Origin of the sequence: Paenibacillus dokdonensis (genome assembly GCF_004916975.1) — a bacterium.
In the GTDB taxonomy this organism is placed as follows: domain Bacteria; phylum Bacillota; class Bacilli; order Paenibacillales; family Paenibacillaceae; genus Paenibacillus_AQ; species Paenibacillus_AQ dokdonensis.
Genome location: NZ_STGQ01000001.1, coordinates 3,091,738 through 3,112,203 on the forward strand (window position 1 = coordinate 3,091,738; position 20,466 = coordinate 3,112,203).

At 47.2% G+C, this 20,466-nt stretch carries 18 protein-coding genes; 1 reads left to right on the plus strand and 17 read right to left on the minus strand.

The genetic code is table 11. The features are described 5' to 3' along the window. Positions 1-25: 25 nt before the first annotated feature. From E6W40_RS14270 to E6W40_RS14315, 10 genes are all read right to left on the minus strand, one after another. Positions 26-1,597, minus strand: a complete 1,572-nt coding sequence (locus tag E6W40_RS14270; protein ID WP_136607006.1) for a glycoside hydrolase family 3 protein — start codon at positions 1,595-1,597, stop codon at positions 26-28. A 35-nt stretch (positions 1,598-1,632) separates the two neighbouring features. Then, positions 1,633-2,772, minus strand: a complete 1,140-nt coding sequence (locus tag E6W40_RS14275) for an exo-beta-N-acetylmuramidase NamZ family protein (RefSeq protein WP_136606056.1) — start codon at positions 2,770-2,772, stop codon at positions 1,633-1,635. A gap of 93 nt (positions 2,773-2,865) precedes the next feature. Continuing rightward, positions 2,866-3,573 carry a PIG-L deacetylase family protein gene (locus tag E6W40_RS14280; RefSeq protein WP_136606057.1) on the minus strand — a complete coding sequence of 236 codons (708 nt, stop codon included), beginning with the start codon at positions 3,571-3,573 and terminating at the stop codon, positions 2,866-2,868. Beyond that, positions 3,573-4,541: a GNAT family N-acetyltransferase gene (locus E6W40_RS14285; protein ID WP_136606058.1), complete on the minus strand. Its 969-nt coding sequence runs from the start codon at positions 4,539-4,541 to the stop codon at positions 3,573-3,575. Before E6W40_RS14285 ends, E6W40_RS14280 begins: the two co-directional genes overlap by 1 nt. Positions 4,542-4,571: 30 nt before the next feature. Beyond that, positions 4,572-5,768, minus strand: a complete 1,197-nt coding sequence (locus E6W40_RS14290) for an anhydro-N-acetylmuramic acid kinase (protein ID WP_136606059.1) — start codon at positions 5,766-5,768, stop codon at positions 4,572-4,574. 1 nt (position 5,769) lies between these two features. Continuing rightward, the gene (locus E6W40_RS14295) at positions 5,770-6,630 is read right to left on the minus strand and encodes a carbohydrate ABC transporter permease (RefSeq protein ID WP_136606060.1); all 861 of its coding nucleotides are present in this window, start codon (positions 6,628-6,630) and stop codon (positions 5,770-5,772) included. A 21-nt stretch (positions 6,631-6,651) separates the two neighbouring features. Beyond that, positions 6,652-7,554: a carbohydrate ABC transporter permease gene (locus E6W40_RS14300; protein ID WP_136606061.1), complete on the minus strand. Its 903-nt coding sequence runs from the start codon at positions 7,552-7,554 to the stop codon at positions 6,652-6,654. An 88-nt stretch (positions 7,555-7,642) separates the two neighbouring features. Continuing rightward, positions 7,643-9,064: an ABC transporter substrate-binding protein gene (locus tag E6W40_RS14305; RefSeq protein ID WP_136606062.1), complete on the minus strand. Its 1,422-nt coding sequence runs from the start codon at positions 9,062-9,064 to the stop codon at positions 7,643-7,645. Positions 9,065-9,098: 34 nt separating this feature from the next. After that, the gene (gene murQ / locus E6W40_RS14310; RefSeq protein WP_136606063.1) at positions 9,099-10,013 is read right to left on the minus strand and encodes an N-acetylmuramic acid 6-phosphate etherase; all 915 of its coding nucleotides are present in this window, start codon (positions 10,011-10,013) and stop codon (positions 9,099-9,101) included. 295 nt (positions 10,014-10,308) lie between these two features. Continuing rightward, complete coding sequence (locus E6W40_RS14315) at positions 10,309-11,166, minus strand: MurR/RpiR family transcriptional regulator (protein ID WP_136606064.1); 858 nt, start codon at positions 11,164-11,166, stop codon at positions 10,309-10,311. 524 nt (positions 11,167-11,690) lie between these two features. On the opposite strand from E6W40_RS14315, the gene E6W40_RS14320 reads away from it, so the two are divergent. Then, entirely contained in the window at positions 11,691-11,927 is a 237-nt protein-coding gene (locus tag E6W40_RS14320; protein WP_136606065.1) for an LSm family protein, read from the plus strand. A 93-nt stretch (positions 11,928-12,020) separates the two neighbouring features. On the opposite strand, the gene E6W40_RS14325 is transcribed toward E6W40_RS14320, so the two are convergent. The 7 genes from E6W40_RS14325 to hpaB form a co-directional block, all read right to left on the minus strand. Then, entirely contained in the window at positions 12,021-13,154 is a 1,134-nt protein-coding gene (locus tag E6W40_RS14325) for a 5-methyltetrahydropteroyltriglutamate--homocysteine S-methyltransferase (protein ID WP_136606066.1), read from the minus strand. A gap of 177 nt (positions 13,155-13,331) precedes the next feature. Continuing rightward, positions 13,332-14,294: a Gfo/Idh/MocA family protein gene (locus E6W40_RS14330; protein ID WP_136606067.1), complete on the minus strand. Its 963-nt coding sequence runs from the start codon at positions 14,292-14,294 to the stop codon at positions 13,332-13,334. Positions 14,295-14,318: 24 nt separating this feature from the next. Beyond that, complete coding sequence (locus tag E6W40_RS14335) at positions 14,319-15,149, minus strand: sugar phosphate isomerase/epimerase family protein (protein ID WP_136606068.1); 831 nt, start codon at positions 15,147-15,149, stop codon at positions 14,319-14,321. A gap of 82 nt (positions 15,150-15,231) precedes the next feature. Then, positions 15,232-16,611, minus strand: coding sequence for an extracellular solute-binding protein (locus E6W40_RS14340; RefSeq protein WP_136606069.1), 1,380 nt, complete (start codon positions 16,609-16,611; stop codon positions 15,232-15,234). An 82-nt stretch (positions 16,612-16,693) separates the two neighbouring features. After that, the gene (locus tag E6W40_RS14345; protein WP_136606070.1) at positions 16,694-17,560 is read right to left on the minus strand and encodes a carbohydrate ABC transporter permease; all 867 of its coding nucleotides are present in this window, start codon (positions 17,558-17,560) and stop codon (positions 16,694-16,696) included. Positions 17,561-17,609: 49 nt separating this feature from the next. Continuing rightward, the gene (locus E6W40_RS14350; protein ID WP_136607007.1) at positions 17,610-18,542 is read right to left on the minus strand and encodes an ABC transporter permease subunit; all 933 of its coding nucleotides are present in this window, start codon (positions 18,540-18,542) and stop codon (positions 17,610-17,612) included. A 388-nt stretch (positions 18,543-18,930) separates the two neighbouring features. Continuing rightward, positions 18,931-20,394, minus strand: coding sequence for a 4-hydroxyphenylacetate 3-monooxygenase, oxygenase component (gene hpaB / locus E6W40_RS14355; protein ID WP_136606071.1), 1,464 nt, complete (start codon positions 20,392-20,394; stop codon positions 18,931-18,933). Positions 20,395-20,466 lie beyond the last annotated feature (72 nt).

A 20,466-nucleotide genomic window follows, 5' to 3' on the forward strand; every position in this document is an offset into this window, starting at 1 on the left:
GCCATCACATCCTTGCTCTCTGAACTTAAGTCATAGGTACATATTCTTTGCGAAGGCTCAGTTTGCCTGTTGGCACTGCTTCTCCGCCAAGAATCCGAATAATTGAACGGATCGCCATAGATGTATATTCAAATGCTGCAAGGCCATAAATATCGCCATCGAGCATTTCCAGATCATATGGTTTGCCAAGCGCTACAGCAGTCACCTGATGTCCCGCACGGGACAAACGATTCACAAGCTCCACCTGTCCTGTGTGATCGCATCCATTATACAGGCCAACAACCACTTTGGAGTAGCCTTTTACTTGTTCCGCAATCCGGATTTGTTCCTGTTCATTCGGATTGAAGTCTGTCATCAAATGCTGAATTCCCAGAAGATCTGCTGCTTCAGCCGGAAATGACAGTTCTGCGCTGGCGCGGCTCGATGCCTGGTCCGGGCGGTATGGCAAACTGCCGATGATAATCGTGTCAGAGTCATTCCGCTGAACCGTATCCAGCTGCCCGCTGACATGGCAAATGCTTTCAAGACTGATAGCCTCGGCTGCACGCTGATTCACGGCATTTTCCGTATCAGACAGATCACCATTAACCACTTGTCCGTACTTCGCTCGGTAAAACAGCACCTTTTCCACGGCTTCATCAACAATGGCAATCGGCAGTTCTCCGGATTCCACAGCTTGTTCAATCCGCTCCACGGCATCCATCACTAGCTGGCCGGAATGACTGATAAACAGCAGGTGAACACCGGCTTTAAGTGCTCCGACCGCTCCTTCCGCGGTACCGTAAAACTCCTGAATCGCGTTCATTTCAAGGCAGTCGGAAATGACAAGTCCTTGGTAGCCCATTTTATCCTTCAGCAGGTCGGTTATAATCGTTCTGGACATCGTAGCCGGAACCTGACTTTTTTCAATCGATGGGAACAGGATATGTGCGCTGGTCAAACATTCCGCACCACTGTCGATCGCAGCCTGGAACGGCTTCAGCTCAACCTCAGCAAGTGCTTCCAGCGATTTGTCGATGGAAGGAAGCCCTAAATGTGAATCCACAGCCGTATCCCCATGACCCGGAAAATGCTTGATTGCAGCGAGTACGCCTCCCTCTTGAAGGCCACGCATCATTTGCAGACCATATTCGGTCACAACCTCTGCAGTATCTCCGTAAGAACGTACGTTAATTACCGGATTTTTCTTATTGTTGTTGATATCCAGCACCGGTGCCAGATTGAAGTTAATGCCAAGCGCCAGCATTTCACGGGCAGTAATCCGTCCTGCGGCATATGCATTTTCGGGACGGCCTGTCGAAGCAATCGCCATGGCTCCCGGCACATTAACGGCTTCCTTCGGAAGACGTGTCACGCGGCCGCCCTCCTGGTCGATGGAGATTAAAGCCGGATGGCCAGTATGTTCAGTGATCTTCGCCTGAAGGTCTGTACACAGGGACTTCACCTGCTCTTTGTCCTTTACATTATGTGCGAACAAAATGATATTACCGATTTTATAATCGGCTATCAGACGCTGCGTCTGCTCATCGATGTCAAGGCCAGGAAAGCCTGCAACAATCAACTGGCCGACTTTTTCTCGTAATGTTAATTCTTTCATCTTGATATCGGCTCCTTCATTTTCGTTCATTTTATTTAATACAAATGATACTGTGCTTTCAGCTTGGCGAACTCACGGCTTTCATCACGGAACTGCTCAAGCAGGACAGCAATATCAATATTCTCATTCCGATACATGTTGTCTCCGCCCAAAAGATCGATAAATGGTCTTGAATTTTCTTTCAGAGGGGGCAGGAACGAAAATTCTTCATAGTTATTCTTGATCGTAAACAAGAGCTTCACGCCGGTCTCGAGTGGCTGGACCGCCCGCGTATCCGTAATATGAATCTGCACGCCGCTGCACTGCTCTCCCTGAAACTTGGAGAAGGAGGGCTTGAAGTATACAGGACGGAAGATCACGCCTGGATGCTGCTGGCTGTTCATCTCATCCGCCAATTTCTCAGCATGGATAAATGGCGCACCAATCATTTCAAACGGAGCGGTTGTACCACGCCCTTCCGACATATTCGTACCTTCGAACAAGCAGGTGCCTGGATAAATAAGTGCCGTTTCAAAACGAGGTATTCCCAGGGATGGCATAATCCACTGACGTCCCGTTTCAGGGAAAAGCATCTTGCGATCCCAGCCTTGGCAACGGACAACATGAAGCTTGGCATTCCACCCCGTCTGTTCATTGGCCATCATTGCCACCTCGCCCGCAGTCAGTCCGTAACGAACAGCCAGCGGGTAATTGCCCACGAAAGATTCATATCCTGGCTTCAGGATATTTCCCTCCACAGTCACGCCATCGAGCGGATTGATCCTGTCGAGGATAACAATCTCCTTGCCTGCCTTCGCGCAGTCTTCCAAGGTATAGAGCATCGTATATATGAACGTATAATAACGAGTACCAACATCCTGGATATCGTAAACTACCATATCCACTTCATCGAGCATTTCTTGGCTCAGACGTTTGGAATCCTTACGATACAAGCTGTACACAGGTACACCCGTTATCGGATCGGTATAGTTTTCGACCATTGCTCCTGCTGCCTGATCTCCCCGCACACCATGCTCCGGCGAAAAGAGTGCCTCCAGATGAAAATGTTCATGTAGAATTTGTATCGTGGACATATATTCCTTATTCAGGCCCGTTGGTGAAGTAATCAGTCCGAGCTTCTTTCCCTTGAACAAATGGGCTGCTTCCATCATGGTATCAATTCCGTTTAGAATCATCGCTGCTTCCCCCCATATCAGTTGTTTAAGTCATTTATTAAAAAATGACTGCCGCAATATTCATTGCTGCAGTCATTCTTCTCTTACATTAAACTACAACAGGTCACTTTTCAGTACACGCTTGGTTTCTTCCGGAATCATGAAGGTTTCGGCATATTCCTTACGTGCTTCAATGCCGCGTACTCTCGCAAGATGCTTATAGTACTCCAGGTATGGGAAGGACTTGCTGTTAGTAACGAACCAATGCTGCTCGGTTGCTTTCACCCACAAATCAAAGGCTTCCTTGGAAAAGTCCACGTAAACATAAGGCTTGTATTCAACGGCGTCTTCCCAATTTTCGGCATAGTACAGCTTGGAAGCGAAGTGGGCCGGAAGTTCTCTTTCGAATGAAGCCAGTCCAGCGAAGAAGCGCGCATCATTAACGATATGATGTGTTGTCGCATGGTCCTTGTGCATACTGTTCTTCCAGTGGGTGATGATCACATTCGGCTTCACTTGACGGATCACATCACATACGCGCAGACGCATGTCTTCCGTGTCCTTCAGCTCGCCATCCGGGATATCAAACACGATGGATTCGCCGCCCAGCATATCCGCGAAGGTTTTTGCCTCGTTTACCTTTTGCTCGCGGTATTCCGCCATGTCCTGACCTGCAGGCACGCCACGTTCACCTGCCGTAAGGGCAAGCGTTACGATTTTATCCCCTTTTAAGGAGTGGCTGGCCAGTACGCCGCCTGCTGTCAATTCTGCATCTCCTACATGTCCGCCAATCGCCAAAATCGTCAATTTCTGTTCGCTCATTATGAAAACTCCCTTCTCATGATAGAAAATTGCCTTACGGTTTGAAAGCCTGCTTTTTCATAAATCCGGATCGCCGGATTGGAACTGCCTGTGTAGAGTGACATATAATCGGTACCTATGGTCTTAAACGCTTCACAAAGCTTGAAGAAAAGGATGGTTCCGAGTCCATGTCCTTCATGTTCTGGATGTACCCCGATACCGGCAAAATAACCGCGACCGTTCTCTTGACGGATAACCGGCCCGGCGAAGCCGACAACCTGGTTCCCAAGTGCCGCGATAACAACCGGTACGCCTTCAGCCGTACATCTGCCAATTTCTTTTTCCCATAACGGATTATTCAGTCCTTGAAGCATTTCAGCAACGCCTTGATGCTTGCTGGCATCAAACAGTTCTACGTTGTAACCGCCGGCAGCTGCCTTATCTTCTTTGCCGTGGATTTCCTCCGGCATGGAAAACTGCTCAAGGTTCAGATACATGGCACATTCCTTCGCCCGTTCCGCATATTCTTCATTTTGCAAAAATGAATACAACCTGCTGTCCACTGGCACCCCTGGTGCATTATTGTGTTCATGCTGCGGCGTATTCGGTATGTACCACGGCAGCATCATCGGATTGAAGAAAAGCACATCCGACTGTTTTTTTCCAAGCTCCTGAAAACGGGCTTCAAGCGCGCTTAGCAGAAGCTTGTAATTGTCATCCGTTTGGCTCCCGTCCGCAAGCACGATGCAGGTAATATACCCGGCCACCTGCCCAAGCGGCAGATCGTCTCCGGTACATCCACAGGCAAAGCCTGTAACCTGTTCCTCTTCGAGCAGGACAAACGTGTTTTTCGGGTCAAAATAAGGGCTCGAAACAAATATCTGCTGAAAGCTTTGCTCCGTAAGCTCCTTGTATCCATCCTTAACGGCTTCCTTGTTCCATAAATCGATTACCGCCTGCGTATACGTCTCTTCCCAGGTGTTAATCATGATCAGCGGCACCTCCGTTCCTTGTCAGGATTAGTAGCTTATTTTCCCCATGATGATGGGCCTTGCAGCTCCCGTTACATTCGGAAGATTGTTCGGCTGCTGTTTCATCGTATAGTCGGCAAGCAGTGCAAAAGCAACCGCTTCCTTCGCATCACTGCTCTGACCGATTTCCTCTTGAGTCATCACCTGAACACCCATCGGCTCCATTTCTTGACGCAGAAATTCGATCATAACCGGATTATAGCTTCCGCCGCCGCCCACAAGCAGGACATCCGCCGGATCATGTTCACGTACATAACGGCGGTACGCATCACCAATCGACCATGCGGTCAGCATGGTGACGGTAGCCACCACATCTTCTGCTATCATGTTCTGCTGTTTGGCATATGCCAGCAGCCAATCTATATAAGCTGAGCCGAATTGCTCCCTACCGGTTGATTTCGGAAGCGGCTGCGTATAATAAGGCTCCTGTGTAAGGAGGTTCAGCAGTCCTTCATGAATTCTCCCTTTGCGGGCAATGGCCCCTCCAGTATCCATCGTTTGTTGTCCCGGATACAGACGCTCAACGACCCCGTCGATGATCATGTTTCCCGGTCCGGTATCAAAAGCATATACCTGCTCCTGTGTACATCCGGCAGGTATTACCGTCATATTCCCGATGCCGCCGATATTTTGCAGTAGCAGGGTCCGGTGAGCCTCTCTGTATAACAGATATTCCGTAAACGGAACGAGCGGCGCACCCTGTCCTCCAACTGCCATGTCTGCCGGGCGGAAATCGGATACGCACGGAATCCCTGTCCGTGCAGCGATAACCGATCCTTCGCCAATCTGCACTGTATAATGAATCTCATAACCATGCAGCTTCGTGGCTTCCGGCGCATGATAAATCGTCTGGCCATGCGAACCGATGACGGCGATATCAGCGATTGTTAGTCCCGCTGCCGTGATGACGGATAATGAAGCTTCCGCATACAGCTCGCCAAGTAATACATTCATGCTTCCGATCTTATTGACTGTTGCCTTAAGCGGATCAAACAGTGTAAAAATATCCTCTCTGACGGCCGCCGGGAAAGGCGTGTTTTCAAATGCGATCAATTTGACCGACATTTTTCCGTCAGGACAATCCGTGATTTGAACCACGGCTGCGTCTATCCCATCCACTGAAGTGCCGGACATGAGTCCTACGGCATAGCGGCTTGAATGCGTATCAAAGGTTTCGCGTCCCATATTAGCCCTTCACCGCGCCTACGGTAACACCCTCGAGGAAGTATTTTTGCAGGCTGAAGAACAATATGAACATTGGCAGTGCGGAAATCGTTGCACCTGCCATCATTGGCGCAAATAAAGTCGTATTCGCAAACTTGAAGCTCTTTAGTCCGACCTGGATTGTCTGCATATCCATGGAGTTCGTTACCAGAAGCGGCCAAAAGAACGTATTCCAGTTGTCCATAAATGTAAGAATCGCCATTACCGCAAGTACGGTTTTGGATAAAGGCATAATAATGCGGAAATAAATTTGGAACTGGTTACAGCCTTCAATTTTTGCACACTCCAGAATCTCGTTCGGAATGCTGCTCATAAACTGCTTGGCAAGAAAGATGTTATAAACAGTAACAAGACCCGGCAAAATCAAAGCGGTATACGTGTTTTGAATATGGAAGACGTTTACGATCAGGATGTACAGAGGAACCTGTGTTACCTGATAAGGGATCATCATGGCGACCAGCATCACCGAGAAAGTAATGGCTCTGCCTTTAAATTTGATTTTCGAGAAAGCATACCCTGCCATACTGGCGAACACCACGTTAGTCACCATAACTGAGGTTGCCACAATCAGGGAGTTCAGCAACCAGCGCCAAGTGTAAGAATTGAATTGAAAGAAGAACTTGTAAGATTCAAGCGAGAAGCTGCTCGGAAATAATTTGTAATCCATGGCCCCGGCTGCAACGGGTTCACCAAAGGAAGAAATAATCATAAAGTAGATTGGGAAAATCGTTGCCACAGCAAACAGCAGAAGCACGGTGAAAATAGCCGTATTTCTGATGTTTCTGGTAGCTGGTTTCCCAGCATGCGCGTTGTAAAGAGCCATAATTGCTGTATCTCCCTTCCTTTAATATTCCACGTCTTTGCCCAGGAATTTGAATTGGATTACCGAAATACCAGCGATAATTGCGGCCAGAATCAGAGACTGTGCTGCTGCCTTGCCGAATTCGAAGTATTTAAATGCGTTATTGAAAATGAGTAAACCTACCATCGTTGTTGCATTATCTGGTCCGCCGCCAGTCATCAGATACGCATTTTGGAATACCTGGAACGAACCGATCACGCCTGTAACAAGCAAGAATAAGGTTGTTGGTTTCAAACAAGGAACAACAATGTACCACAGCTTTTGGAAGAAATTCGCTCCATCAAGCTCGGCTGCTTCATAGTAGCTTCCATCAATGCCAAGCAAAGCTGCAAGGTAAATAATGATGCTCGTGCCATGACTGGACAACCAAGCCATCAAAACGAGCGAAAACATCGCATAAGTGCTGGATCCAAGCCAGTTGTGGGTGCCCATACCGAAGAATGCAGTAATCTTGTTGAAAATGCCCTCTGGCATCGGATCGTAGATCCACAGCCAAACAACGGATAGAGCCACGCCTGAAGCGACAGCAGGAAGATAATACACTGCTTTAAAAGCAGTTTGCATTCTTTTCTTAAACGGCAAGATCAGGACCGATACTGCAAAAGATAAGAAAAGCGATACCGGAACAGTCAACAAGGTATAAATAATGGTGTTTACAGCAGCCTTCCAGAACAGAGAGTCCTTGAAGGTTTCTGTATAGTTATCAAATCCGATAAACTTGGAACCTAACGGCTTATACTCTTGAAAGCTGATAATCAAGGCACTGACAACCGGGTATGCGGTAAACATCACAAAAATCAGGAGAGCTGCAGCAATAAAAGCATATCCCCAAGCTGCATCGCTATTGATCTTCCGCCGTTTGATCGGTTTAGCATATTCTGTCATATCTGCGAAACCCCTTTCATACTAACGTATCACAGGTATTGGAGGAAAAACCGTATGGAAATCCATACGGTTTCCAAATGTATTCTCTCTAGTCTTTTACTACTCCGTCATCGCCAAAGGCTTGCACGGCAGCGGATTTCACTGCATCGTACATCTTTTCAGGAGTGATTTCGCCTGCGATAAGTGCTTGGAGCTTAGGAACAATCACTTCGTCCTCAAGCTTGATGGCTTTCGCGCCGAGGTCAGTAGGAATGTCCGGACGGGCAGGAACCGCTGTCTTAAGCATCGCTTCAACGGCAGCTTTGTTGTCCGCATCACGGTCAACCGTCATGCTTTCCGCTGCTTTTCTGCTGCTCTCTGTAATTTGAGCAACGAAGAGCTCATTGTTGGTTGTAGCTGCGTTTGCTCCGCTGGACAGGAAGTTAGCTGCTTTAACGACGTTAGCCTTGTGGGCAGCCGTAGGTTCTTTCGTGCCGCGGAATGTTACGTAACCGTCAACAGCAACGCTTGCTTGTGCTTGTGCACCAGCGAAAGCAGGAACCGGAAGTACTACGTAATCGACAGGGATGGAACCTTTAACCGCGCTTGCGTCTTTGTTTTGCAGCTTCTCGTTGTTCAGCTTCGCGGATCTTTCGAAGCCTGCGAGACCTTTACCTGTGATCATCGTTTGACCTGTCAGGAACATATTCCAACGCTTACCTGCATCAATGGAGCTGAGTTCTTTCGGCATGGAGCCGTCCTCGATCATCACGCGGATGTCTTTCAGTACTTCAAGGAAATTCTTGCTTGTGTAAGCGTATTTTAGATCTTTGTTAAAAGCTGCCGGCATGCCGGCGCTCTTCACCAGGATCCCGAGGTAGTCTTTGGAAGTTACGCCCGCTGTAGCAAATACAAAACCGTAACGGGATGTTTTACCGTTTTCAGAGACAACGCCTTTTTTGATGGCTTCACGGAACTCGTCGAAGGTCCATCCTTCTTTTTGCACCTTTTTGTAGTCGATGCCGGCTTTTTCCATGAACTCTTTGTTACCGCCGATGGCATGTGCTTCCATGTAAGCCGGGAAGCCGTAAAGACCTTTGCCGTTCTTCATATACTCGAGTGGAGCTGGGTCATAATCTTTGATCATTTCATCTGTTACCGTATCCGAGATATCCATGACCATACCTGAATCTACATATTTCGAAATTCCGTCAGACCCTATAAATGCGATATCCGGCGGGCTGCCCGCGTTTACTTGCGTGTCCAGCTTTTGCGTCATGTCTTCCCAGCTTGCAGGTTCAATTTTGAGCGTCAGGTTCGGATATTTTGCGTTGAAATCTTTCGCCATTTGGTCAAAATTGCTTTGGAAGTTCGCAGATACCGGTGGCAACAAAGCTGTGATGGTGTCTTTTGCGTTCGGATCATCCGCGTTCGATGATTTGGCATCGTCCTTGCTTCCGCAAGCGGAAAGGGTCGTCAATGCCATGCTGAGCGCAAACACCGTTGCCAATACTCGCATTTTCTTTTTCATGAAAAATGGCCTCCTAGAAAATATAAATGTAATTTTAGACTACATGATTAAAGCCTTTTATTGCTTTCTTCAAACTGCCTTCGGCTTGATTGAGCGCATGCTCAGCAGCTCCTGCCTCCAACCCGGTTTTGATCATCATGATAGCCAGCTTGCAATTCATGGAAGCGCTTTCTAAATGGGCAGCAGCTGTAGCGTCATCGACACCTGTTGCCGACTTGATAATGCGAATGGAACGATCTCTCAGCTTGATGTTGCTCGCTTTCAAGTCAACCATTAGATTGTCATATGTCTTCCCAAGCTTAACCATAGTACAAGTGCTAAGCATATTCAAAACCAATTTCTGGGCAGAGCCTGCTTTCAGCCTTGTTGAACCCATAATAACCTCAGGCCCGACTACCGGCGCAATACAGATATCACAGACCTTCTCTAATTTAGATGGCTTGTTGTTCACGACGCCGATCGTTGCAGCTCCGATTTCCCGGGCTCTTTGAAGTCCCGCAATCACGAATGCTGCGCTTCCGCTCGCCGTAATACCGATCACAGCATCTTTGTCTGTAACCCCGCATTGCTCGATTAATGCGACCCCCTCCTCTTCGCTATCCTCGCAACCTTCCACAGCCAGTCTCAGCGCTCCATCGCCTCCGGCAATATGACCTTGCACTCTTGAAGGATCAATGCCGAATGTCGGCGGACATTCAGATGCGTCCAGAACACCCAATCTGCCCGAGGTTCCAGCCCCTATATAAAACATTCTGCCGCCATTCTTAAGCACGTGATGCAGTACATCAACCGCTTTCGAAATCTGCGGGATTTCCGCTGCCACAGCGGCTGGAACCTTGGCATCTTGTTCGTTCATGAGACGAAGCATTTCTTCTGTGGTGCATTCATCGATCATCCGAGTTTGCTCATTGATCTCTTCCGTTGTCAGCCCCGCCAGATACTCATCCATTGCGATCCTCCTATCCATTTTTTTAATTTATGGGAAGTCGCAAATCCTAAAGACGGATCAAGGCACAATATGTAGTTTTATTCATATGTGATCATACTACATGATGTGTATCAAAACCGCACTTTTGATATTTGCCAAATCCTCTTCTTGATTTCAATATTAACGAGAAATTTCAATTTGGTCAACAGTTTTTGAAATATTATTTTATTATAAAATAAATTATTGTTTTTTAATTTTAGTTTTTACAACAAAAAAAGACATCGTACGCCACGAGGCTGCGATGTCTTACCTTAGATTAGCGATGCTTGCTGGCAATAATATTATGCGTCTTGGTCAGGTATTTCTTCACATTCTTGTATTCCGCACTCGCCACACCGGCAAATAAAATATCAATGATCGTAAGCATGGCAATGCGCGAACCCATTGCACCGCTGCGGATGGTCACCTCAGGAGTCGAGATATTCAAAACGATATTAGCCTTATCCGCGAGTTCACTTTTATTATACTTGGTGATGGCGATGATGGTCGCTCCGGTTTTCTTCGTGATTTCCAGAGACTCCAAAATTTCCGACGTCTTGCCCGAATTGGAGATAAACACGGCGACATCCCCTTTATCGAGGAGTGTGGCTGCGGTTAGCTGGCTGTGGCCGTCCGTATACGCATGGCATATTTTATTGATCCGTGAAAACTTCTGCTCTGCATCAATGCCAACTAGACCTGAAGCTCCGATGCCGAAGAAGACAATACGGTTGCTCTGCCGAAGTACCTGAACAGCGCGGTCTACTTCATTTTTATCGATGACACTTAACGTGTCTTCAATCGATTTGATATTGTTTCTTGACGTATTTGAAATAATAACGGACAGATCGTCTCCGGGCTGAATGTCGGTATATGGGTCCTTCTGCTCTTCCATGGAGCCAAGAGATGCCGAAATACTGACAATAAAACTTCGATACCCCGAATAGCCCATGGTTTTGCAGAAGCGAAGCACAGATGCATCACTGGTCTTCGTAAGCTGGGCAAGTCTTTTGATGGAGAGATGCGGAATTTCCTCCAGATTCTGCAGCACATACTCCGCAACCATTTTTTCGACAGGTGTTAAGCTGTCTTTCATTTCACGAATTTTAATTAAAATATTATCATGGATCGACATATGTATTACCTACTCACTCACAGTTTAATAGAAGCTCTTTTTTCATCATAATAGTTAATTTTCCGAAAAACAAGAATAGCAACTAAATGATAGGAATATTAACAATATTATGCATATAAAATTTAATTTCAAAAATAATCCATCAACATAAAATTTTAATTCTATTTTATATTACAAAAGATCAAAATGCAATGAACCTTACACGGTGCGTCTGTTTGTCTCTTCGATTTTACCCGAAAATGTTACAGGTAACTTCGTAGAAATGTGAAATTTAATGAATCGGCCAACATGTGAATTCTTTCAGTAAAGCGCATACAAGTTTAAAATTAGCTATACTCCTACCTCCGACTCTCCTTCCATACCTTCTCTGTTGTACATTCTTACTCTTGTATCATAACTAAAAATCTGTCCGGAATCTATCATCAGTCTATTTCACAACAGCTTGTACATCTATTCGGGGCATCTGCCGTTACCATTTGTCCATTTCAGTCATATGATGCCTTAGTCATGGAAGGGGTGATGGGGTGGAAGCGTATTACAACTGTAGACAGTGTATGAACCGGAAGGTGCGTATTTTAACTAGAGACGGCATGATACATGAAGGAAAGATCGTGAACGTAGACAGAAATAACGTATATCTGGAAACAGAGCGAAGAGGAAATGTCACAACCTCAGCTTTTGGACCTTATGGCGGATTTGGATACGGTAATCAGGTCTTAACCTTAAGCCTATTTACACTGCTCGCGATTGCGTTAATCTAATTGATTTCCTCTCCTCTCCAAGAGGAGATTTTTTTTGTGAGTAGAAAAAACACGAAGCACAGCTTTCCTGCACCTCGTGTCGACTGTTAGAAGTTAACCCCAGATCTCATGAGCGGTCTCAACGACAAGCCCAAGCTTGTTCCATTGATCCTGATCGGTTACCGTATTGCCCTCTTCTGTAGACGAGAAGCCACACTGCGGGCTGATGCAAAGCTGATCCAATTTTACATATTCAGCAGCTTCCTGAACACGCCGCTTCAAATCATCCTTGTTCTCAAGCTCACCGGTTTTGGTTGTGACTAGCCCCAGCACTACGCATTGATCCTTGATATGGCGAAGCGGTTTGAAATCTCCCGAACGATCGCTGTCATATTCAAGGAAGAAGCCATCCACGTTCACCCGCGAGAAAAGCTCCTTCGCAATCGGCTCATAACCACCATCATACAGCCAGGATGATTTAAAGTTGCCGCGGCAAATGTGGATGGTAATCGCCATATCTGCAGGCTTTTGCGCCACGGCATCAATGGTAATATCTGCGAACTGCTTCACCAGTTGATCCGGGTCAAAGCCCTTCGCTTTAATTTTCTCTCTGAAGTCATCGCTGAACAATGCGCCCCAGCTAGTATCATCGAGTTGAAGGTAGCGGCAGCCTGCATCGTAAAACGCCTGAATTGCATCGCGGTATACTTGCACAATATCTTTGGCTACATCCTCAAGCGCTACGTAAGAAGGGTTGTCCGCATATTTTTGGCTGTTAATTACGCCGGAATAGAAAATCATATTGGGACCTGGAATCGTAAATTTCGCCACATGGTCACCCGCTGCGCTTTTCAAAAACTTAAAATCCTCCAAAAACGGATGATCCGCCGGAAAGCCAAGCTTGGATGCCACTGTATAACCTTTGGCCTTGCTCATCGCACCATGGAACAATCCGGTAGCACTCAGATCGAATACCTCGATGCCTTCCAAAGCTTCAATGAAGTCAAGATGCCACCAGGTACGTCTGAATTCTCCATCCGTCACCGCGGTAAGACCAACAGCCTTCTGCTTTTCCACCAGCTTGATGATCTCTGCATCCTCAATGGATCGCAGGTCTTCCTTCGAGATCAAACCTTCATGGTATTTGGCTTTAGCCTCTTTCAAAGCCTGCGGCCGCAGGAAACTGCCCACCTGGTCTGCCCGGAATGGGGGCGCAATTCTTTTTGAAGTTTTTGTTATCGGGTTCATTGGCCTTCTCTCCTTTTCTATATACAGCAAAAAAATGATTTCTTTTGATTATCCTACTTCTCCAGGCGGTTAACAAGAGTAAATAAGTAAATAAAATATTTTTGGAGCATTTGATGTAACTCAAACAAAAGGCAGCCCGGAGGCTGCCTTTCTTCTAATTTTGTATACTTTGTATGATTACACAAAAGACACCGGCTGCCCCGTTTTAGCAGACTCATTCGCGGCGAGCGTGACTTCCAGCGTACGCAGCGCCTCGCTGTACGGAGCCAGGATCAAACTGCGATCCCCGGTTTCCACTGCACGGATAAAGGCATCATCCTGCGTCTTATAAAAATCACCTTTGCCACGCAGTATCGTGGTTTGTTCAGGCTCCAGAATCGTCAGGTCCATGCCTTCCAGCGTTAATCTGAAATTCCGTCCCAACACTTCCAGAGATGATCGGCCATCCGGCTGCGGGAAAAATCCGGTGTCAATATGTCCGAGTGCACCCGATTCAAACACCATATTGACTGAAGCAGCATCCGGTGTTGTTATACCAGGAACGTCGCGGCACAGCTGAAGGGCCATATCAGCAGATACTTTGCGAACGTCACCAGCCAGATAAATCATCATATCCACATTATGTGTTGTTTGCTCGACAAGCTGACCCCCAGATTTGGCATGATCCACCCACCAAACATTCGGAGGAAGACCACCAAAACGGTATGCCCGGACCATGGCGATCTCCTTTCCCTCCAAATATTTCTTGGCGCGCTGCACAGACTCCATATATCTCAAACAGTAGCCCGAACCAGTAATAATGCCGGATTGGTCCAGAATATCCGCTTTCTTTCTTACTTCCTCCATGTCCAGACCAAGCGGCTTCTCCACCAAAAGATGAATCCCGCGCTCTGCGGCTTTTTCTTCCATATCCCCATGGGCAAAGGGAGGAACACATAAAAACAATGCATCCAGCTTTTCCTTTTCCAGCATTTCGTCAAAATTGGTGTATGCCGTTCCCCCATACTGCTGGACTGCCTTTTCCGCGGCTCCAGGTGCAACATCGCAGATTGCTGTGAGTTCCGCGTGATCATTTTGATGGATATGCTTCATATGCTCTGCTGCAATGATTCCTGCTCCAACCATTCCGATTCTAATCATGTACCTATCTCCTCCATTTCTCTTCTAGTGCGGATTTTTCCCCATAATAACATCCAAATGGCGTGATGTATCAAAGATCAGCTGATCCGGAAAGCTGGTGTACGGGTCCAGCTCGGCAGTCAGACTGTCGCGGTATTGGATATCACTGAGTGCCAATCTGACATTCAACCAATCCACATCACCGGACAGAAGCGGGACGAAGCCAAGATAATTACCGACCTGAACCCGGAAGTCTTTAACGTGGATTTTGCGAATACGATCTCCAAGCGTGCGGATCCAGTGCTCTGGTTTGCCAAAAGCCAGTGTGTTCCCCACGTCAAAGTAGGCACCCACATGACGAGATTCAAATTGATCGATATAGCGGGCCATTTCGAGTGGACTCCACAGGAATTTGTTCCATACATTTTCGATGGCAATGCTCACCCCGCTGCCGTCAATATCATCAATCAGCGGCTGCAGAGCCATTTGCGACCGTTCCCATACTTGCTCATAGGTCACGTCCGTTTCAATCCGTCCAGGAACAACGAGGATCGTGTCCACCTCAAGCTCAAGTGCCAGCTCAATTTGCTTGCGGATCGAATCTACGCCTTGCGCTCTAGTTTCTTTATCAGGAGAACTAAGCGGGTAACGGCCCAGCATTTCGGTAGACAAGCTGCTGATGGATAGCCCATAGCTGCGCACAAGACGTCCTATGGCCTTTGCCTCGTCCGGCGTAGTATCCATTGTCAATCCAATACCACCGGAAGCATACAAATTCAGCTCAATTGTCTCAAAGCCTGCTGCTGCACTTGTACGAAGTAATTTACCCATTGGGGTTCCTGCCGGAAAGCACCATTGATTAATTCCCTTTTTCATCTTCATCCTCCTTCATTCAGCCTAAATTTTGCATCAAATGGACAAGTGCAAAGCCCTTAGAAGGGCTTTGCACTTACACCTGTTATTTTAAGTTCGCTGACCACTTCTCGGCGCGCTGCTGCAAATCATCCAGGAATTTCTGAATATCCGGCGCGCTTCCCGTTGCCGCTTTACTGATAAAACCGTTAACGGCAGGCACAATGTCACTCATATAGAACGGATTTGCTTCATCCATCAGCTCCGAGTGTCCTACTTCCGCAATTTCCAGCGCTTTTTTAACATATTTGTCATCTGCCGACACGAAATCGGCATTTTTCAGCGTTGGTGTTTGAGCAAAGTTATCGTACATATATTTTTGAGTCATCGGACTTGTCAGGAATTTCAATACTTCCCAGGATGCTTTTACGTCTTTGGCTTTTTTAGCCATGATGAACGGGTCAACAGCTACCCAACCTTCGCCGTTTGGTCCCATATTCAGAACAGGCTCAAAACGGTCCAGAAGATCCTTATTCTTCTTGCTTTGATATTCATTCATCGTTGCACCGCCTGTGGAATCAAGTGCGATGGCAATATTATTCTTCTCCAGACCAAAGTTCTCGCCGCCTTGTGCGTTCACGAAACCGGCTGGAGGCAGCTTCGATGCTTCCTTCAACCACTCCATGACTTTCACCATCTCAGGTGTGTTCAGCTGCCACTTGATGCTTTTCACATCTTTAAGACTGCCTTCCGCTCCTTTTGCACCAAAAGCTAGAGTCAACGCAACAAATGTAGAGCCGTTCAGAGAGTTGCCACTCCAGTATAGTCCGTAATTGTCTTCACCGGTCTTCGGATTTTTACCCGTCATTTTCTTGCCCTTTTCGAGCAGCTCTGCCGGAGTCGCTTTTGCCGTTAATGGCTCAACTCCCCAGTCTTCAAAGAGCTTCTTGTCATAAATCGTCATTCTGCGGCCCAGGGCTACCGGGATACCAAACTGCTTAGTTCCGTCCGGCGATTTGGTGCTGTAGGAATTGTTCATAATGCCTGCCAGGTAAATGCTTGGATCGAAGCTTGTGTCCTCCTTGATGAGATCATCGAGATCACGCAGCAGTCCCTCTTGATACCATTGGGAAGCAAAAGCACCGCCTGTATACATGACATCAGCATCTCCGGAGAGCAACATAGCTGATTGTTTTGCCTTTACGTTCTCCCATGGGATTTGATACAGCTCGAGTTTGATATTCGGATACATTTTATAAAAGGTTTGATCCAGATATTCGTTAAGTCCAATCGTCGGATTACCTGTCTGTGCGTTAAGCCCGTTATCCAGCTGCCACCCCGCCAAAGCTACCCGTACCGTTCCTTTCATGTCAGATACCTTCTTGATTTCTACCCCGCCCGTGACATCTGAGTCCGAACCACCCGAGCACGCCGCAAGCGACAAGACGAGCACGCAGGACAATACCAGCAATAATAGCTTTTTCATGAATCTTCCGTTCCCCCTTTGTTAATCAAACTTGGCATACAGTACATTTGAAGTCTGCCATCCCGCTGATTCGAGGCGCTGCTTACTGCTTGATTCCCGATAATGCAATGCTTTCGATAATGTAACGCTGCAGGAACATATATACGACAACGACCGGGATCAGACTCACCGTCGTAGCAGCCATAATGATGGAAGGCTGTTTGTCGATACCATTGTTGTACGTAAACATCGCAAGACCGATCTGAATGGTATACTTGGTCGCCTTTTTAAGAATAAGCAGCGGCCACAGCATATCGTTCCATACGCCGAGAAACAGCAGGATGATCATCGTCGCGATAATCGGTGTGCAGAGCGGCAGATATACCCGGCTGAAAACAGATACTTCCTTGGCCCCATCCAGAATGGCAGCCTCCCGAAGCGTGGTAGGAAGCTGGTCGAAGAAGGCCTTTGCCAGGAATGTTCCGAATGCATAATTGAGAGCGGGTAGGTAGAAAGCAAGATAATTGTCGACGAGACCGAGCTTGCTGAACAAAAGATATTGGGGAATCATGGTCATTTCAAACGGAATCATCATCGTGCTCAAGGCCAGCAGCAGCACAATATTTGCCCCTTTGAACCGGAGCTTTGACAATGCATAACCCGACAACAACGCCGATAGCGCACTGATTATAATGACGCCCGCGCTGACCATGATGGAATTGGTAATATAGCGGAACATTTTAATGCTTGTAAAAGCTGCTTCGAAGGTCTTAACAGATGGTTCTTCTGGCCAAAGCCTTGGCGGGAAATTAATATGAAGCCGGGCTGCCCAGTCGAAGCTCGTAACAAGCATCCATAGAAACGGAACGATCATGACGAACGATCCCAGAAAAAGAACGATGGTTAGAATCCATTGATTCAGGGATATTTTCTTACGGCGATGTATAATTTTTGCATCCACGGTGTTCATCACACTGACCTCCTAACTCAGGTTGGATCTGCTAAAAATGCTGCATGGATTAATCGAAGCTGTCCTTGCGCCGGTTCAGCAGCATCAGGAATGCGGTGAGTATAAATATGATGATGAACAGCAGGTAGGAGGCGGCCGTCGCCATACCCATTTGTGAAGCAAGGAAGGCATTCCGGTAAATATACAGCACGACGGTCATTAAGCTGCCGCCCGGATTCCCAGCCGTTCCGCCAATGAGCCACACATCTGTAAACCGCTTCATTGCCCCGATGGTACCCATGATGAGCATGAATACGAAAATGGGGCGCAGATATGGAATCGTAATATAAAACCATTTGCGGTAAGTCCCGGCTCCATCCACCTCTGCGGCTTCATACAGATCACGCGGAACACTCTGCAGACCGGCGAGGAAAATGATCGTGTTGTAGCCAAGAGCCCCCCATAAGCTCATAAGGACAATGCTGTACCTGGAAACCTGGGGATTGGTGAACCACCCCACAGGATCGATGCCGAATAATCCGATGACAAAGTTGAGCAGCCCTTCCTTCGAGGGAAAAAACAAAAATGAGAACAGCAGCGTAGTTGCAACACCCGACACGACATTCGGCAGAAAAAACACAGCTTTGAAAAAGTTTTTACCCGTACTCCAATTCAGGTTGTTGATCAGACTCGCCAGTACAAAAGACAAAATGATTCCGAGCAGAACAGACCAAATTCCAATAAAAAACGTATTTGTAAGCGCTTGCCAAAATAAAGAATCATGTACCACATAGTTGTAATTGCTGAACCCCACCCATTTTCCGCCAACAGACAATCCCGAGGTTTGATGAAAGCTCATGATCAACGCGGCAATCATCGGGTAAATAGCAAATGCCAACACCCCAATGATTAATGGCGCACTGAAAAGATATCCCATCCAGTCGTTTCGGGTAAATCGCTTCTTCCGCTTGTTTGATGTCTCCGGAAATGTATCCGTTTTCATATTTGCGTTTAATGACAAGCAGTTCTCCTCCTTCCGATGGCAGCGTCTTATTCAGAAGATAACGTCAGGATCATGGTGAAGCATTTTTTAAATATGTATGTGCCCCTGTTTGGATTATGTACTCTTTTTTTATTTGTGAAGTACAAGCTAAAAGGAATAGAAAAAAGAGAGCCACCCGGGCTCTCCTTTTCATGCTACTGCTTCGGTTTATCATGGTTTACTGCAAGAGTGATGATCATGACGACAAGTGTTAACAGAGCAATCAACTGGTCGATTGTCAACCCGTCCGCCTCCCCTGACACCAGGATGGCTCTACGGACGGCTTCTTACTCCCATGTAATGCCGACTTGCGTTTCCCCGTTATATATCTATTCGCGCAGGTGGAGGGTTATTCGTCCTTTTGCCCCAAAAATGTTTTGACTTTGCCGATGTATGTCATTTTATCGGTATAAGACTGATACAGCCGGTTGGTGACAACAGAAGAATCTCCGAAGAAAAAACGCTCATACAGCGTCTGACGGCCTCCAAAGCCGCTTGTACTGAGATCCCACGCCAATCGGAATAACGCTGTTTTTTGCGCGGCATCCACATCGCTGCCTCGGAGATACTTATTCAGATCCGCCTTTGGATTACCGCTAAAATCCAGCTCCGATGGAAGCATGATGATTCCGCTGCCGCCAAGAAGCTGAATGATCTCCATCATTCTCGGATACACTTTCGGAAAAATGACGTTAGCCGTCCATAAAGGTCTCCGATCCGGCAGCATGCTCCCGAAACGGTCGAGGGCTGCACCGGCCTCTGAGGCGATCAGCAAAGACTTCAGCGTCTCCAAATGTATGATCACTTCCGAGACCTTTTCAATGGTCGCAGGATAGGTGGCTCGATCGAGCGTTTCGGCCATATATAGAATTACACCCAGCGTAAATTCCATCTTCGCAATATATCTGCACAGTACCTGGTGACCACAATGTACATGAAAGCCGCTTTCCGCAAATAAGCGCATCGATAAATGGTCACTGCCCAGAATAAACACACGATCCCAAGGAACCAGGACATGATCGAAAAGAACGAGCGTATCCATCTCATCAAAACGGGAGCTGAGAGGGTAATCGAAGGCGGAATCTCCACCAACCAGGCTTTCCCGGCATATCCACCTTATACCCGGCAGATTGTTTGGTACTGCAAACGCAAAGGTTCTCGGACTATCCTCCTCAGGCATAAAAGAGTAGGCCGGAGGATAAACCAGAATCTCATCCGTGGTCACGCCCTGTGTGGCCAGTAAAAATGCCCCCTCCACGATGATCCCTTCCTCATTCTCTTCAATAATCCTCGCAGCGCATGATTCGATGCTGCCATCTTCCAGCAATTCGTCAAAACGGCTGGCATGCGGCTGCACAAAGGCGTGGGAAAGAGAAATATCGTTTTCACGGCAAAATTCGTAATATCTCCGCATGTTATCCGCATATTTCGGTTCTTTCTCACCAAGTATTTCCGATGCGGTATAGAAGGCCATCAGACCCGTATTCATATAATCCGGTGACCGTCCAAGTAAACCATGATGCTTATCTCCCCAGAGCATCATCATCTGTCTGCGTTTCTCCAGATCTTCCCGAGTCTTGGGCTGCATAAACGATAGGCCGACCGGATCTCCGGTGGTTGGTGAGGCATAGGTCATACGTTCTTGATAATCGGGATGGTTCTGCATATCATACAGTTCCGCCTGCGTGGACATAAGTCCCCGAAAAGCAGAATGATCCGAGAGCCTCCCGTCGATTTGTTCTCCACGAAACCAAACGCTCGGTTTGGCATGATTGATTCGGTCCAAGAACTGCTTTCCGCTTTTTGCCGGCACAGGCGAGGCCCCCTTTGAATGAATAGTTATCTTCATCCTATTCAGGCGTGTGTGGATAAGAAAGGGTCAGCC

Bases quoted from the DNA above. Each gene is read 5' to 3' on its own strand.
- E6W40_RS14270 (WP_136607006.1), bottom strand. From the start codon at position 1,597: ATGAAAGAATTAACATTACGAGAAAAAGTCGGCCAGTTGATTGTTGCA.
- E6W40_RS14275 (WP_136606056.1), bottom strand. From the start codon at position 2,772: ATGATTCTAAACGGAATTGATACCATGATGGAAGCAGCCCATTTGTTC.
- E6W40_RS14280 (WP_136606057.1), bottom strand. From the start codon at position 3,573: ATGAGCGAACAGAAATTGACGATTTTGGCGATTGGCGGACATGTAGGA.
- E6W40_RS14285 (WP_136606058.1), bottom strand. From the start codon at position 4,541: ATGATTAACACCTGGGAAGAGACGTATACGCAGGCGGTAATCGATTTA.
- E6W40_RS14290 (WP_136606059.1), bottom strand. From the start codon at position 5,768: ATGGGACGCGAAACCTTTGATACGCATTCAAGCCGCTATGCCGTAGGA.
- E6W40_RS14295 (WP_136606060.1), bottom strand. From the start codon at position 6,630: ATGGCTCTTTACAACGCGCATGCTGGGAAACCAGCTACCAGAAACATC.
- E6W40_RS14300 (WP_136606061.1), bottom strand. From the start codon at position 7,554: ATGACAGAATATGCTAAACCGATCAAACGGCGGAAGATCAATAGCGAT.
- E6W40_RS14305 (WP_136606062.1), bottom strand. From the start codon at position 9,064: ATGAAAAAGAAAATGCGAGTATTGGCAACGGTGTTTGCGCTCAGCATG.
- murQ (WP_136606063.1), bottom strand. From the start codon at position 10,013: ATGGATGAGTATCTGGCGGGGCTGACAACGGAAGAGATCAATGAGCAA.
- E6W40_RS14315 (WP_136606064.1), bottom strand. From the start codon at position 11,166: ATGTCGATCCATGATAATATTTTAATTAAAATTCGTGAAATGAAAGAC.
- E6W40_RS14325 (WP_136606066.1), bottom strand. From the start codon at position 13,154: ATGAACCCGATAACAAAAACTTCAAAAAGAATTGCGCCCCCATTCCGG.
- E6W40_RS14330 (WP_136606067.1), bottom strand. From the start codon at position 14,294: ATGATTAGAATCGGAATGGTTGGAGCAGGAATCATTGCAGCAGAGCAT.
- E6W40_RS14335 (WP_136606068.1), bottom strand. From the start codon at position 15,149: ATGAAAAAGGGAATTAATCAATGGTGCTTTCCGGCAGGAACCCCAATG.
- E6W40_RS14340 (WP_136606069.1), bottom strand. From the start codon at position 16,611: ATGAAAAAGCTATTATTGCTGGTATTGTCCTGCGTGCTCGTCTTGTCG.
- E6W40_RS14345 (WP_136606070.1), bottom strand. From the start codon at position 17,560: ATGAACACCGTGGATGCAAAAATTATACATCGCCGTAAGAAAATATCC.
- E6W40_RS14350 (WP_136607007.1), bottom strand. From the start codon at position 18,542: ATGAAAACGGATACATTTCCGGAGACATCAAACAAGCGGAAGAAGCGA.